Below are 15,036 nucleotides of genomic sequence, written 5' to 3'. Positions count from 1 at the left end.
CCCCTCGTCAGAGACCCTTATGAGCCAAGCATTTTTCGTCACCGGCACCGATACCGAAATTGGTAAAACCACCATCGCCGCCGGCCTGCTGCATGCAGCGCGCTTGCGCGGCTGGTCCACGGCGGCTGCCAAACCGGTGGCGTCCGGCTGTGTGCGAACGGCGGATGGCCTGCGTAATGATGACGCTCTGGCGCTGCTGGGCGAATGCACCCTGGCGCTGCGTTACGAGGAGGTCAATCCGCTGGCCTTCGAACCGGCGATTGCCCCGCATCTGGCAGCGCGCGAGGTGGGTGTATTGCTGGATGTTGCCGCGTTGCAGGTGCCGGTGCAGGCGATTCTGGACAAGCAGGCAGACTTTACCCTGATTGAAGGGGCCGGCGGGTGGCGCGTGCCATTGTCCGGGCAGGAAGCCTTGTCGGACCTGGCGATTGCCCTGCAGCTGCCGGTGATTCTGGTGGTGGGTGTGCGTCTGGGCTGCATCAATCAGGCGCTGCTCACCGCCGAAGCCATCCTGCGTGACGGCCTGTCGCTGGTCGGTTGGGTGGCCAATCTGGTTGACCCGCACACCTCGCGGCTTGAGGACAATCTGGCGACCCTGGCTGAGCGCCTGCCGGCGCCCTGTCTGGGTTATCTGCCGCGCCTGGCCGAAGTCACGCCGGCTGCGGTTTCTGGCTATCTCAGTCTCGATCTATTGCACCGAGCGCTATAAGCAGGCCCAGTGCCATAGCCTTTTACTTGTACGTTTTTCGAGCAACTTCTGCTTCAATTGAAACCGTTAGAGGTTTGCCATAGTGGGAGCTTGGGCATGGAAATTTCAGGAAGCGCCTTCAAGTCGGGCATCAGCACCATTCAGTCCGGCCAACGCCGGGTCGATCAGGCTGCGGCAGATATCGCCAGCAATGCGGTTACCCAGCCAAAGCAGCCGACCTCCACGCCGCCGGCCAATCAGGTCAACCCTGCGCCGAGTTCGGCCGAGCAGACCCGTCCCGATCTGGCGGAAAGCCTGGTTGCTCTGCGTCAAGGTCAGAATGAGGCAGAAGCGGGTGCCAAGGTGGTGAAAACTGCCGATGAGGTGCTCGGCACCCTGATCGATACAACGGCCTGAGTCGCCCGCCCCGAGCGTACTCATGCCTGGCAATGAGGCAGTAATTGCGGGGCGAGGAGTCATTGCATGCAGATTGGCGGCGCAACGTCTTATCCTGCGCCTGCAGCAACTCTACTGCCGGCTCGGCTTCTTGCGTCCAATGTTTCCCCAGATGTGTCCCCCGATATCACTCGCGCCGCGCAGGCACCTATAACCGCTGCCCAGCCGCTGGCCGATGGGCAGTCGGCCTCGTCGCGTGAAGAGGCGGATAAACCTGCTGATTCCTCGGCCAATCCCGATAAAGCCAAAAGCCGCGAAGGCGAATCCAATCCGCAGCAGCAACGTCTTGAGCAACTGGAAATCGCCAAGCTGGTCAGCCGTGACCAAGAGGTGCGCACCCACGAGCAGGCGCATGCGGCTGTCGGTGGTCGTTATGCTGGAGCGCCGAGCTACACCTATGAACGCGGGCCGGATGGCAAGCGCTATGCAGTGGGTGGTGAAGTGAGCATCGACACCAGCCCGATCCCTAATGATCCGGAAGCCACCCTGCGCAAGATGGAAGTTGTCATCCGTGCTGCATTGGCGCCCGCTGAGCCCTCTGCGCAGGACCGGCAGATTGCCGCGCAAGCCCAGCTGCAGATGGCCGAAGCCCGTGTCGAACTGGCGCAACAGCAGCGTGGCGATGTTCAAGCTGCCAGTGAGGCGCGTGCGGAAAAGCGCAAAGCCGATGAGCAAGACGATGAGGGTGAGGATAAATCCAAGGCACCTGTGCAGCAGGATCGACCGCCACCACCTAGTCTTGATCTTTACCAGCAACTGAGCGATCTGCGGGAGCCGGTTTCAGTTATCGATCTGGTGGCTTGATCAGTGTTTGGGGTGCTTGACTTTAAATAGGCATAAACGTATGTTTCAAACGCTTGTTTGATTGACTCGACTGCCAAGGGGCAGGCGAGCGCCGGGATTGCTCCCGAAAACGACCGAATATCCGGTCACCTACACACTAAGAATCCACCGCAGAGGTTAACCGCTATGCCTGATTACAAGGCCCCCTTGCGTGATATCCGTTTCGTACGCGACGAACTGCTCGGCTACGAAGCGCATTATCAAAGCCTGCCTGGCTGCCAGGACGCTACTCCGGACATGGTCGACGCCATCCTTGAAGAAGGCGCCAAGTTCTGTGAGCAAGTGCTGTCCCCGTTGAACCGTGTAGGTGACACCGAAGGTTGCACCTGGTCCCCGGAAGGCGTGAAAACCCCCGCCGGCTTCAAAGAGGCCTACCAGCAATACGTTGAAGGCGGCTGGCCGAGCCTGGCGCATGATGTTGACCATGGCGGTCAAGGTCTGCCTGAGTCGCTGGGCCTGGTACTCAGCGAAATGGTGGGTTCTTCCAACTGGTCGTGGGGCATGTACCCAGGCCTGTCGCACGGCGCGATGAACACCATCTCCGAGCACGGCACCGACGAGCAGAAGCACACCTACCTGACCAAGCTGGTATCGGGCGAGTGGACCGGCACCATGTGCCTGACCGAGCCACATTGCGGTACCGACCTGGGCATGCTGCGCACCAAGGCCGAGCCGCAAGCTGATGGCACCTACAAAGTGTCCGGCACCAAGATCTTCATCTCCGCTGGCGAACACGACATGGCCGATAACATCGTCCACATCGTACTGGCTCGCCTTCCGGACGCGCCGCAAGGCACCAAAGGTATTTCGCTGTTCATCGTGCCGAAGTTCTCGGTTAACGCTGACGGCTCTGTTGGCGCGCGCAACGCCGTTTCCTGTGGCTCGATCGAGCACAAGATGGGCATCCACGGCAACGCCACCTGCGTGATGAACTTTGACGGCGCCACCGGTTTCCTGATCGGCCCAGCCAACAAAGGCCTGAACTGCATGTTCACCTTCATGAACACGGCCCGTCTGGGTACCGCTCTGCAAGGCCTGGCTCACGCTGAAGTCGGTTTCCAGGGCGGCCTGAAGTACGCTCGCGAGCGTCTGCAGATGCGTTCTTTGACTGGCCCGAAAGCGCCAGAAAAAGCCGCTGACCCGATCATCGTCCACCCGGACGTGCGTCGCATGCTGCTGACCATGAAAGCCTTCGCTGAAGGTAACCGTGCGATGGTGTATTTCACTGCCAAGCAAGTGGACATCGTCAAATACAGCAAAGACGAAGCCGAGAAGAAAGCGGCCGACGAACTGCTGGCCTTCCTGACGCCAATCGCCAAAGCCTTCATGACCGAAGTCGGCTTCGAAGCCGCCAACCACGGCATGCAGATCTACGGTGGTCACGGCTTTATCGCTGAGTGGGGCATGGAGCAGAACGTTCGCGACTGCCGTATCTCCATGATGTACGAAGGCACCACCGGTATTCAGGCCCTCGACCTGTTGGGTCGTAAGATCCTGATGACCCAAGGCGGCGCACTGAAGAACTTCACCAAGATCGTGCACAAGTTCTGCCAGACCAACGAGTCCAACGACGCCATCAAAGGCCTCGTCGAGCCGCTGGCCAAGCTGAACAAGGAGTGGGGCGACATCACCATGAAAGTGGGCATGGCCGCTATGAAAGACCGCGAAGAAGTCGGTGCCGCTTCGGTGGACTACCTGATGTACTCCGGTTATGCCTGCCTGGCTTACTTCTGGGCTGACATGGCTCGCCTGGCTGCCGAGAAGATTGCTGCCGGTGCTGAAGACGAGGCGTTCTACAAAGCCAAGCTGCAGACCGCCAACTTCTACTTCGCGCGCATCCTGCCGCGTACCCGTGCGCACGTTGAATCCATGCTGTCTGGCGCCAACAACCTGATGGACATGGCCGAAGAAGACTTCGCCCTGGGCTACTAAGCCTCCGTCCTTTTCAGGTCAAAGAAACCGCTGCCCCTGGGGTGGCGGTTTTTTTATGTGCGCTATTCAGGCTGGGGTAAAAACTTTACCGGTCGCTTTTTAGCCGTCGGGCTCCGTGCGAAATTCTGCTTTTACAGGCAAACTGCAAGGCGTTGTCTACTTTTGCCGTCGTGTGGGGCTTGCCTTGTCGCGTTTTGCTGCTGTGCGCTTCAGTCACTTTCTGCCTTCGTTGCTGCTTCTGCTTGGCGGGGTGTTTCTAGCGCGCTTGGCGGTGCTGAGTGAGTTCTTTGCTTCATTGTTCAATGTATTGCCGACGCTGCTATTGCTGCTCGGCGGGGCGTTCTGTCTGGTTTACGGGCGTCAGCGCGAAGTGTTTTTGCTGCTGACGCTGTACCTCGGCTATTTCCTGCTTGATACCCAGGTTGATCATTTTCGTGCCACCGGCCAGGTGCGTACCGATGCCGCATTGATCTTCCATCTGTGCAGCCTGTTGCTACCTTTGCTCTACAGCCTGTATGCAGCCTGGCAAGAGCGTACGCATTTGCTGCAGGACATGGTCGCGCGTGCGGCGGTGTTGCTTGCCTTCGGGGCGGTGACAGTGGGGCTGGCGCAGCGCTTTCCCGAGGCGCTGCTGCATTGGTTGTCGCGGGTACGTTGGCCGGCATTGCAGGCCGACTGGCTGGCGCTGGTGCAGCTGGCCTACCCGGTGTTTGTCCTTGGGCTGATTGTGCTGCTGGTGCAGTACCTGCGTGCACCGCGTCCCCTGCACGCAGCACAGTTGCTCGGTCTAGGCGGGCTGCTGTGGATGTTGCCGAATACCTTCACCTTGCCCAATGCGCTGAATGTGATGAGCAGCCAGATCATGCTGATGCTGGTGGCGGCATTGGCCCATGAGGCCTATCAGATGGCCTTCCGCGACGAACTGACCGGCCTGCCTGGGCGGCGTGCACTGAATGAGCGGCTGCAGCGTCTGGGCCGCATCTATGTGATTGCCATGGCCGACGTGGATCATTTCAAGAAATTCAACGACACCCATGGCCACGATGTCGGCGACCAGGTGCTGCGTCTGGTCGCCAGCCAGCTGCGTAAGATCGGCGGGGGCGGCAAGGCCTACCGCTATGGCGGTGAGGAGTTCACCTTGGTGTTCCCCGGCAAGACGCTGGAGGAGTGTCTGCCGCATCTCGAACAGGTGCGTCAGGCTATCGAGCACTATCGCCTGCAACTGCGTGATCAGCAGCAGCGTCCACAGGACGACAAGCAGGGGCGTCAGCGTCGGGCGGGTAAGGCAGCGTCCCAGGTGGCTGTGACCATTAGCATGGGCGTGGCCGAGCGTGGTGCGGAGCAGGCCAGCCCGGATGAGGTGATCAAGGCTGCTGACCAGGCGCTGTACAGCGCGAAAAGTGCTGGGCGCAATTGCATTCGTAGCCACGGTCAGCGACGAGGGGCGGTCAAGCTGTCGCCCGGTACGCGCCAGTAAGGCGGCGCGCTTATGGCGCTGTATTCAGCAGTTCTACGGTCGTTGTTGGCGCGGCCCGCTACGCCGTAGCGTGGTGGGCTGAAGCGACCCCATGAATCTGCTGGAGCCTCACCATGCCTGACTACAAAGCCCCGCTGCGCGACATGCGTTTTCTGATCGATGATGTCTTCGACTTCCATGGCAGTTACGCCGCACTGGGGGCCAGTGATGCCAGCCCGGACATGGTCAGCGCGATTCTCGAAGAAGGCGCGAAATTCTGTGAGCAGGTGCTAGCGCCGCTGAACCGCAGCGGTGACGAAGAAGAGTGCCAATTCAACAATGGCAACGTGACCACGCCCAAGGGCTTCAAGGAAGCCTTCACCCAGTATGTTGAAGGAGGCTGGAATGGCCTGGCGGCTGATTCAGCATACGGTGGTCAGGGCCTGCCGCAATCGTTGGGCTTGATGATCAGCGAGATGGTCGGCGCTAGTAACCTGTCATGGGGCATGTACCCGGGCCTGACCCACGGCGCGATGTCAGCGATTCACGCCCACGGCAGTGAGGCGCAGAAGCAGACCTACCTGAGCAAGCTCACCGAAGGTCGCTGGACCGGCACCATGTGCCTGACCGAAGCCCATTGCGGCACCGACCTTGGCCTGATCAAGACCCGCGCCGTGCCCCAGGCCGACGGCAGCTATGCGCTCACCGGCAGCAAAATCTTCATCTCCGCCGGTGAGCACGACATGAGCGAGAACATCGTGCACCTGGTGCTGGCCAAGTTGCCCGATGCCCCGGCGGGCACCAAGGGCATTTCGCTGTTTATCGTGCCCAAGTTCCTGCCGGATGCGGCAGGTGAAGCGGGCGCGCGCAATGGCGTGAGCTGTGGCTCGATTGAGCACAAAATGGGCATCAAGGCCTCGGCCACCTGCGTGATGAACTTCGACGGTGCCACTGGCTACCTGATCGGTGAGCTGAACAAAGGCCTGAACTGCATGTTCACCATGATGAACCATGCCCGCTTGGGCACGGGCATGCAGGGCTTGTGTCTGGGTGAGGCGAGCTATCAGGGTGCGCTCAAATACGCCAACGATCGTTTGCAGATGCGCGCCCTCAGCGGCCCGAAAGCCCCGGAGAAAGCCGCCGACCCGATCATCGTGCACCCCGATGTACGGCGCATGCTGCTGACCATGAAAGCCTTCAACGAAGGCAACCGCGCGCTGGCTTACTTCACCGCACAGTTGCTTGATCAAGCACACCTGGCCGGCAGTGCCGAACAACGTGAAGAAGCGGAAAACCTGCTCGCCTTCCTCACGCCGATCTGCAAAGCCTTTATGACTGAGACCGGTTTGGAAGTGACCAACCATGGCATGCAGGTGTATGGCGGCCACGGATTTATCCGCGAGTGGGGCATGGAGCAGCTGGTGCGTGACTGCCGCATTGCGCTCATTTACGAAGGCACCAATGGCATCCAGGCCCTCGACCTGCTCGGGCGCAAAGTATTGGGCAGCCAGGGCAAGTTGCTGCGTGGCTTTAGCAAAATCATCCATAAATTCTGTGAGGCGCAGGCTGAGCAAGCACCGTTCGCCGCATATGTCAGCCAGTTGGCGGGCCTTAACAAGCAGTGGGGGGAACTGACCCAGCAGATCGGTATGGCCGCCATGAAGAACCCGGACGAAGTCGGTGCTGCTTCGATGGATTACCTGATGTATTCCGGATACGTCATTCTGGGCTACTTCTGGTTGCGTATGGCGCTGGTGGCACAGGCCAAACTGGCGGCCGGGGAAGGCGATGCGGCCTTCTACCAAACCAAACTGGCCACCTGCGAGTTTTACTTCAAGCGCCTGCTGCCGCGCACGGCGGCGCACCTTGCCGCCGCACAGGCGGGCAGTGCCTGCATGATGGATTTGCCTGCCGCCAGTTTCGCCCTCTGACGAGCGGCAAGCACAGGTAAGAACCCGCCAGTAGGCGGGTTTTTGCTGTGGGGTGCCGATCAAACGCTTTGTGGATTATTGGTCACGACGCGACCCTATGTGTCTGAAATAGTGTTCGGTTAGACTTCAAACACTTCCGTATACCTGTTGGTTTGTTCGAGGATTGCTCCATGGCTGACTACAAAGCTCCCCTGCGCGATATGCGCTTCGTGCTCAATGAAGTGTTTGAAGTGTCCAAGCTGTGGGCCCAATTGCCGGGCCTGGCCGAGGTGGTGGATGAAGACACCGCCGCAGCGATTCTCGAAGAAGCCGGCAAAGTCATGGCGGGCACCATTGCACCGCTTAACCGCAGTGGCGATGAAGAGGGCTGCTCGTGGAACAACGGCGTGGTGAAAACCCCAGCCGGTTTCCCTGAGGCTTATCAGACCTATGCCGAAGGTGGCTGGGTTGGCGTCGGTGGTGACCCGGTGTTCGGCGGCATGGGCATGCCCAAGGTGATCTCCGCGCAGGTCGAAGAAATGGTCAACTCGGCCAACCTGTCGTTCGGCCTGTACCCGATGCTGACCGCCGGTGCTTGCCTGTCGATCAACGCGCACGCCAGCGAAGAGCTGAAAGAAAAATACCTGCCGAACATGTACTCCGGCGTTTGGGCCGGTTCCATGTGCCTGACCGAGCCGCATGCCGGCACCGACCTGGGCATCATTCGCACCAAGGCCGAGCCGCAAGCCGACGGCAGCTTCAAGATCAGTGGCACCAAGATTTTCATCACCGGTGGTGAGCACGACCTGACCGAGAACATCATCCACCTGGTGCTGGCCAAACTGCCGGACGCCCCAGCTGGCCCGAAAGGCATCTCGCTGTTCCTGGTGCCGAAAGTCATGGTCAATGACGACGGTTCGCTGGGTGAGAAGAACTCGCTGTCCTGCGGCTCGATCGAACACAAAATGGGTATCAAGGCTTCGGCCACCTGCGTGATGAACTTCGACGGCGCCACCGGCTGGATCGTCGATGCGCCGAACAAAGGCCTCGCCGCCATGTTCACCATGATGAACTACGAGCGTCTGGGCGTCGGCATTCAGGGCCTGTCCCTGGGTGAGCGCAGCTACCAGAACGCCGTGGAATACGCCCGCGACCGTATCCAGAGCCGTGCGCCGACCGGCCCGGTGGCTAAAGACAAAGCCGCCGACCCGATCATCGTGCACCCGGACGTGCGCCGCATGCTGCTGACCATGAAAGCCCTGAACGAAGGCGGCCGTGCCTTCTCCAGCTATGTGGCCATGCAGTTGGACACCGCCAAGTACAGCGAAGACGCCACCACCCGCAAGCGCGCCGAAGAATTGGTTGCTCTGCTGACGCCGGTGGCCAAAGCCTTCCTCACCGACATGGCGCTGGAAACCACCGTGCACGGCCAGCAGATCTTTGGCGGCCACGGCTTTATCCGCGAGTGGGGCCAAGAGCAACTGATCCGCGACTGCCGCATCACCCAGATCTACGAAGGCACCAACGGCATCCAGGCACTCGACCTGGTCGGCCGTAAAGTGGTCGGCAGCGGCGGTGCGTTCTATAAGCACTTCGCTGAAGAGATCAAAGCCTTCACCGACAGCGCCGACGCCTCGCTGGCCGAGTTCGTCAACCCGCTGAAAGACGCCATCGCCAACCTGGAACTGATGACCAGCGACCTGCTGGAGCGCGCCAAGGCCAACCCGAATGAAGTCGGTGCCGCTTCGGTCGAGTACCTGCAAGTGTTCGGTTACACCGCCTACGCCTACATGTGGGCGTTGATGGCCCGTACCGCACTGGCCAAGCAGGATCAGGACGAGTTCTACGTCAGCAAGCTGGGCACCGCGCGTTTCTTCTTCGCCCGCCTGCTGCCGCGTATCCACTCCCTGACTGCGTCGGTCAAGGCCGGTAGCGAGTCGCTCTACCTGCTGGACGCGGCGCAGTTCTAAACGCTGTCTGGTAACCGCAAAACCCCGGCCTCGTGCCGGGGTTTTGCGTTTTGGCGGCCTGAAAAGCGCGGTGACGGTTTTAAAGTCGGAAGCCATCACGGTCTATTTGTATAGTCATTTATTGGTCTTTGGGTTGATGAAAAGGTTTTTTAGGTTTATTTGTATATACAAATAAAGCGGAAGCCTGACCATGCCACGTGCATCCTCCATTCAGTTATGGCGTGACCTTGTGTTGTTTGATGGCGAGCAAACCTGTCCGCAACTCATGGCCGTGTGGGTGCAAGACGGTCGCATCGCCGGGCTGTGCCCGGAGGCTGAGTTCGACGCGGCGGCGCTCAGCGATGCGCGTGAGGTGGGGCGCGGCGGGGTGATGACGCCGGGTCTGGTCGATTGCCACACCCATCTGGTGTACGCCGGTAATCGCGCCCGTGAATTCGAGCAGCGTCTTGAGGGTGTCAGTTACGCCGATATTGCCCGGGCCGGCGGCGGTATCCTCAGCACCGTGCGCGCCACCCGTGCAGCCAGTGAAGACGAGCTGATCGCCGCCAGCTTGCCGCGCCTGGATGCTTTGCTCGCGGATGGCGTGACCACGCTGGAGATCAAATCCGGTTATGGCCTGAGCCTCGATGACGAGCTGAAGCTGTTGCGCGCGGCGCGTCGACTGGGCCAGTTGCGCCCGGTGCGTGTGTTGACCACGCTGTTGGGCGCACATGCACTGCCGCCGGAATACCACAAGCGCGCGGATGAGTACGTGACGTTGGTGTGCGAGAGCATGATCCCTGCCGTGGCCGCGCAAGGGCTGGCCGATGCGGTGGATGTGTTCTGTGAGCACATCGCCTTCAGCCCGGCGCAGTGCGAGCGGATTTTTCAAGCGGCGCAGCGTCATGGCTTGCCGATTAAGGCGCATGCCGAGCAATTGTCCAATCAAGGCGCTAGCGCGCTGACGGCGCGTTATCAGGGCTTGTCAGCCGACCATATCGAATACCTCGACGAGGCCGGCGTACAGGCCATGGCCGCCGCCGGCACGGTCGCCACCCTATTGCCGGGGGCTTTTTACACCCTGCGCGAAACCCAGTTACCGCCCATCGAGTTACTGCGCCAATACGGCATCCCCATGGCCCTGGCCAGCGATGCCAACCCCGGCACCGCGCCCATTTGCTTCCCAACCCTGACCCTCAACCTGGCCTGCACCCTGTTTCGCCTGACCCCACGCGAGGCGCTGGCCGGCATGACGGCGCACGCGGCCCGCGCGTTAGGTCGGCCGGATTTGGGGCGGATTGCCGTGGGCGCGCCTGCCGATCTGTGCCTGTGGGCTGTGCAGCAGCCCGCCGAACTGGCGTATGCCGTGCAACCGGGGCGCTTACGCCAGCGCATCGTCAACGGCGTTATCTGCCACCCTATCGAGGTTGATCATCATGCACGCTGATCGTCACTGCATGTCGCTCTGGCAGGGTCGGATTGACCCCGAAGCGGACAGCCCGCGCTGGCATCAGCGCATTCAGCCGCTTGCCGTAGACAGTGCGCCGGGCTTGGCGTTGCTGGGGTTTGCCAGCGATGAAGGCGTGCGCCGCAATCAGGGCCGCGTCGGGGCAGTAAATGGCCCGCCGGCCATGCGCAAGGTGTTGGCCAACCTGGCCTGGCACCGTCAGGGTGCGGCCTATGACGCTGGCGATGTGCTGTGCGCCGATGGCGATCTGGACGCCGCCCAGGTGCGCCTAGGGCATAACGTTTGTGCGCTGTTGAATGCCGGGCATTTGCCCATTGTGCTCGGCGGTGGCCATGAAGTGGCCTTTGGCAGTTGGCTGGGCCTGGCCGGGCACATGGCGGATAGCTCTTCACAAATAGCCGCCCCACGGATGGCCGTCCCACGTATTGGCATTATCAATTTCGATGCGCATTTCGACCTGCGCGACCCGGCGCATGCCCACTCCTCGGGAACGCCCTTTGCGCAAATCGCCGACGATTGCGCTGCCCGTGGTTGGCCGTTCGCCTATGCCTGCTTGGGCATCAGCCGCGCCAGCAACACCCGCGCCCTGTTCCAGCGTGCCGCGGAGTTGAACGTGCTGGTGCGTGAAGACCGCGAGATTCGCGAGTCCAGTTTGCAGGCCATCAGCGCCGAACTCTCAGGCTTTATGGCCGGCTGCGATGCGGTTTACCTGACCATCGATATCGACGTACTGCCCGCCTGCGAAGCGCCGGGCGTCAGTGCGCCGGCCGCGCGTGGCGTGCCGCTGGTGCTGCTCGAGCCGCTGCTGGAAGTGGTGCGCGACAGCGGCAAGCTGCGCCTGATTGATCTGGCCGAACTCAACCCGGAGTACGACATCGACAGCCGCACCGCCAAGGTGGCGGCCCGCCTTATCCATTTGCTGAGCCTGACCGGCTTACCTCACCCCTCAACAAGGAGCGCGCCATGAACCGTTATCGCGACACCACCATTCGTGCCGCCCGTGGCACCACGTTGACCGCCAAGAGTTGGCTGACCGAAGCGCCGCTGCGCATGTTGATGAACAACCTCGATCCGGACGTGGCCGAAAACCCAAATGAATTGGTGGTGTACGGCGGCATCGGCCGCGCCGCGCGCGATTGGGCGTGCTACGACAAAATCGTCGAGGTGCTCACCCGCCTTGAAGACAACCAGACGCTGTTGATCCAGTCCGGCAAGCCGGTCGGCGTGTTTGAAACGCACAAAGACGCGCCGCGTGTGCTGCTGGCCAACTCCAACCTGGTGCCGCATTGGGCCACCTGGAAACACTTCAACGAACTGGACGCCAAGGGCCTGGCCATGTACGGGCAGATGACTGCCGGCAGCTGGATCTATATCGGCAGCCAGGGCATCGTTCAGGGCACGTATGAAACCTTCGTTGAAGCCGGTCGCCAGCATTACGGCGGCAACCTCAAGGGCCGCTGGGTACTCACCGCAGGACTCGGTGGCATGGGCGGCGCGCAGCCGTTGGCGGCAACCCTGGCCGGTGCCTGCTCGCTGAACATCGAATGCCAGCAGTCGCGCATCGATTTCCGGTTGAAGACCCGCTACGTCGATGAGCAAGCCAGCGATCTGGACGACGCCCTGGCGCGTATCGACCGTTACTGCCGTGCAGGCCAAGCGGTGTCCATCGCCCTCTGTGGCAACGCGGCCGAAATATTCCCGGAGCTGGTGCGCCGTGGCGTGCGCCCGGACATGGTCACCGACCAGACCAGCGCCCATGACCCGCGCCACGGTTACCTGCCGGCTGGCTGGAGCTGGGATGAGTATGTGGCCCGTGGCAAAACCGAGGAAACGCGGGTGGTCAACGCCGCCAAGCAGTCCATGGCCGTGCACGTGCGCGCCATGCTGGCCTTCCAGCAGATGGGCGTGCCGACCTTTGATTACGGCAACAACATCCGCCAGATGGCGCTGGAGGAGGGCGTCGATAACGCCTTCGACTTCCCCGGCTTCGTCCCAGCCTATATCCGCCCGTTGTTCTGTCGCGGTATTGGCCCGTTCCGCTGGGTGGCGCTGTCGGGTGATCCGGAAGACATCTACAAAACCGACGCCAAGGTCAAAGCGCTGATCCCGGACGACGCCCACTTGCACAACTGGCTGGACATGGCCCGCGAGCGCATCAGTTTCCAGGGGTTACCCGCACGTATCTGCTGGGTCGGCTTGAAAGATCGCGCGCGTCTGGCGCAAGCCTTCAATGACATGGTCGCCAGCGGCGAGCTGAAAGCCCCGATCGTCATCGGCCGCGACCATCTGGACTCCGGCTCGGTGGCCAGCCCCAACCGCGAAACCGAAGCCATGCAGGACGGCTCCGACGCGGTGTCTGACTGGCCATTGCTTAACGCCCTGTTGAATACTGCGGGCGGCGCGACCTGGGTGTCGTTGCACCACGGCGGCGGGGTTGGCATGGGCTTTTCGCAGCATTCCGGGGTGGTGATCGTCGCTGACGGCAGCGCCGACGCCCGCGCCCGTCTGGGTCGAGTACTGAGAAATGATCCGGGCACCGGGGTGATGCGCCACGCCGATGCCGGTTATGAAATGGCTGTCGATTGCGCCCGCGAACAGGGCCTCGACCTGCCCATGATTGCCGCCACCCAAGGAGCCCCCGCATGAGCCTGTTTACCCTGCACCCCGGTCAGCTGAGCCTGGCCGATGTGCGTGCTGTTTACCAAGCGCCGCTGCAGTTGCAACTGGATGCCAGCGCTCACGCCGCCATCGAGGCCATCGAGGCCATCGAGGCCAGCGTGGCCTGCGTTAACGGCATCATCGCCGAGGGCCGCACGGCTTACGGCATCAACACCGGTTTTGGCTTGCTGGCCTCAACCCGTATCGCCAATGAAGACCTGGAAAAGCTGCAGCGTTCGCTGGTGCTGTCGCATGCCGCCGGCGTCGGCGAGCCGCTGGACGACGCCATGGTGCGGCTGATCATGCTGCTCAAGGTCAACAGCCTGGCGCGTGGTTTTTCCGGTATTCGCCTGCAGGTGATCGACGCTCTGATCGCCCTGATCAATGCCGAGGTCTACCCGCATATTCCGCTCAAGGGGTCGGTCGGCGCATCTGGCGATCTGGCTCCCTTGGCGCACATGTCGCTGGTGTTGCTGGGTGAAAGCCAGGCGCGCTATAAGGGGCAATGGCTGCCCGCCACAAAGGCATTGGCCATCGCCGGTTTGCAGCCGATGACCCTGGCCGCCAAAGAAGGCTTGGCGCTGCTTAACGGTACGCAGGTGTCCACCGCCTATGCGTTGCGCGGGTTGTTTGAGGCTGAGGATCTGTTTGCCGCCGCCACTGTTTGCGGCGCACTGACGGTGGAGGCTGCACTGGGCTCGCGTGCACCGTTCGACCCGCGCATTCATGCGGCGCGTGGCCAGCGCGGGCAAATCGATGCAGCGGCCCTCTATCGCCACCTGCTCGGCGACAGCAGCGAGGTCGGCCGCTCCCATGAAGCCTGCGACAAGGTGCAGGACCCGTATTCGCTGCGCTGCCAGCCGCAGGTGATGGGTGCCTGCCTGACCCAGCTGCGCCAAGCCGCTGAGGTGCTGGCGGTGGAAACCAACGCCGTGTCGGATAATCCGCTGGTGTTCGCCGCTGAGGGCGATGTGATTTCCGGCGGCAATTTCCACGCCGAGCCCGTGGCCATGGCCGCCGACAATATCGCCCTGGCGATTGCCGAAATCGGCGCACTGAGCGAACGGCGTACCTCGCTGATGATGGACAAACATATGTCGCAATTGCCGCCGTTTCTGGTGGCCAATGGCGGGGTCAACTCCGGTTTTATGATCGCTCAGGTCACCGCTGCTGCCCTGGCCAGCGAGAACAAGGCGCTGGCCCATCCGCACAGCGTCGACAGCCTGCCGACGTCGGCGAATCAGGAAGACCATGTGTCCATGGCTCCGGCCGCTGGCAAACGCCTGTGGGAAATGGCCGCCAACACCCGTGGCGTGCTGGCCATCGAATGGCTGGGTGCCTGCCAGGGCCTGGACTTCCGCCAGGGGCTGCACAGCTCGCCGCTGCTCGAGCAAGCGCGCCACGCCTTGCGTGCGCAGGTTCCGTATTATGTGGAAGACCGCTTCTTTGCTCCGGATATCGAGGCCGCCAATCAACTGCTGGCGAGCCGCGTGCTGACTCCGTTACTGCCGAGCGGCCTGTTGCCGTCGCTGGCGTAGGTTGGGTTGAGGAGCAACGCGACGAAGCCCAACGGCTGCCTGGCAGGCTACGCGGTTGCCAGAGCCTCCGCCTGTTGGGCTTCGCTGCGCTCAACCCAACCTACATCCGACTCCTGACCATCCAAGGCATCAGGCGGG

The 15,036-nt window shown here is 61.7% G+C and carries 11 protein-coding genes; all 11 read left to right on the top strand.

Going from position 1 to position 15,036, the window contains the following annotated elements:
* The first annotated feature begins 19 nt into the window (after positions 1-19).
* The 11 genes from bioD to hutH all read left to right on the top strand — a co-directional run bounded on the left by bioD (position 20) and on the right by hutH (position 14,898).
* Positions 20-709, top strand: a complete 690-nt coding sequence (gene bioD / locus DBR00_RS12755; RefSeq protein ID WP_108490115.1) for a dethiobiotin synthase — start codon at positions 20-22, stop codon at positions 707-709.
* A gap of 96 nt (positions 710-805) precedes the next feature.
* Positions 806-1,105 carry a hypothetical protein gene (locus tag DBR00_RS12750; protein ID WP_108490116.1) on the top strand — a complete coding sequence of 100 codons (300 nt, stop codon included), beginning with the start codon at positions 806-808 and terminating at the stop codon, positions 1,103-1,105.
* 153 nt (positions 1,106-1,258) lie between these two features.
* The gene (locus tag DBR00_RS12745) at positions 1,259-1,948 is read left to right on the top strand and encodes a putative metalloprotease CJM1_0395 family protein (RefSeq protein WP_324288934.1); all 690 of its coding nucleotides are present in this window, start codon (positions 1,259-1,261) and stop codon (positions 1,946-1,948) included.
* A gap of 165 nt (positions 1,949-2,113) precedes the next feature.
* On the top strand, positions 2,114-3,919 hold the full coding sequence (locus DBR00_RS12740; RefSeq protein WP_108490118.1) for a phenylacyl-CoA dehydrogenase: 1,806 nt from the start codon (positions 2,114-2,116) through the stop codon (positions 3,917-3,919).
* A 184-nt stretch (positions 3,920-4,103) separates the two neighbouring features.
* Positions 4,104-5,396 (top strand): diguanylate cyclase, encoded by a 1,293-nt coding sequence (locus DBR00_RS12735; protein WP_108490119.1) that lies wholly within the window; start codon positions 4,104-4,106, stop codon positions 5,394-5,396.
* Between the two features lie 113 nt (positions 5,397-5,509).
* Entirely contained in the window at positions 5,510-7,306 is a 1,797-nt protein-coding gene (locus DBR00_RS12730) for an acyl-CoA dehydrogenase C-terminal domain-containing protein (RefSeq protein ID WP_108538068.1), read from the top strand.
* 170 nt (positions 7,307-7,476) lie between these two features.
* The gene (locus tag DBR00_RS12725; protein ID WP_108538067.1) at positions 7,477-9,255 is read left to right on the top strand and encodes an acyl-CoA dehydrogenase C-terminal domain-containing protein; all 1,779 of its coding nucleotides are present in this window, start codon (positions 7,477-7,479) and stop codon (positions 9,253-9,255) included.
* A gap of 190 nt (positions 9,256-9,445) precedes the next feature.
* Complete coding sequence (gene hutI / locus DBR00_RS12720) at positions 9,446-10,681, top strand: imidazolonepropionase (RefSeq protein ID WP_108490697.1); 1,236 nt, start codon at positions 9,446-9,448, stop codon at positions 10,679-10,681.
* On the top strand, positions 10,671-11,669 hold the full coding sequence (gene hutG, locus DBR00_RS12715; protein WP_108538066.1) for a formimidoylglutamase: 999 nt from the start codon (positions 10,671-10,673) through the stop codon (positions 11,667-11,669). Before hutI ends, hutG begins: the two co-directional genes overlap by 11 nt.
* Positions 11,666-13,348, top strand: a complete 1,683-nt coding sequence (gene hutU / locus DBR00_RS12710; RefSeq protein WP_108489885.1) for a urocanate hydratase — start codon at positions 11,666-11,668, stop codon at positions 13,346-13,348. The genes hutG and hutU overlap by 4 nt, the downstream gene beginning before the upstream one ends.
* Entirely contained in the window at positions 13,345-14,898 is a 1,554-nt protein-coding gene (gene hutH / locus DBR00_RS12705; RefSeq protein WP_108489886.1) for a histidine ammonia-lyase, read from the top strand. The genes hutU and hutH overlap by 4 nt, the downstream gene beginning before the upstream one ends.
* The last annotated feature ends 138 nt before the right edge of the window (positions 14,899-15,036 follow it).

The organism is Pseudomonas sp. HMWF032 (genome assembly GCF_003060885.1).
Taxonomy (GTDB): domain Bacteria; phylum Pseudomonadota; class Gammaproteobacteria; order Pseudomonadales; family Pseudomonadaceae; genus Aquipseudomonas.
This window is presented reverse-complemented; position numbering and strand designations above follow the sequence as displayed.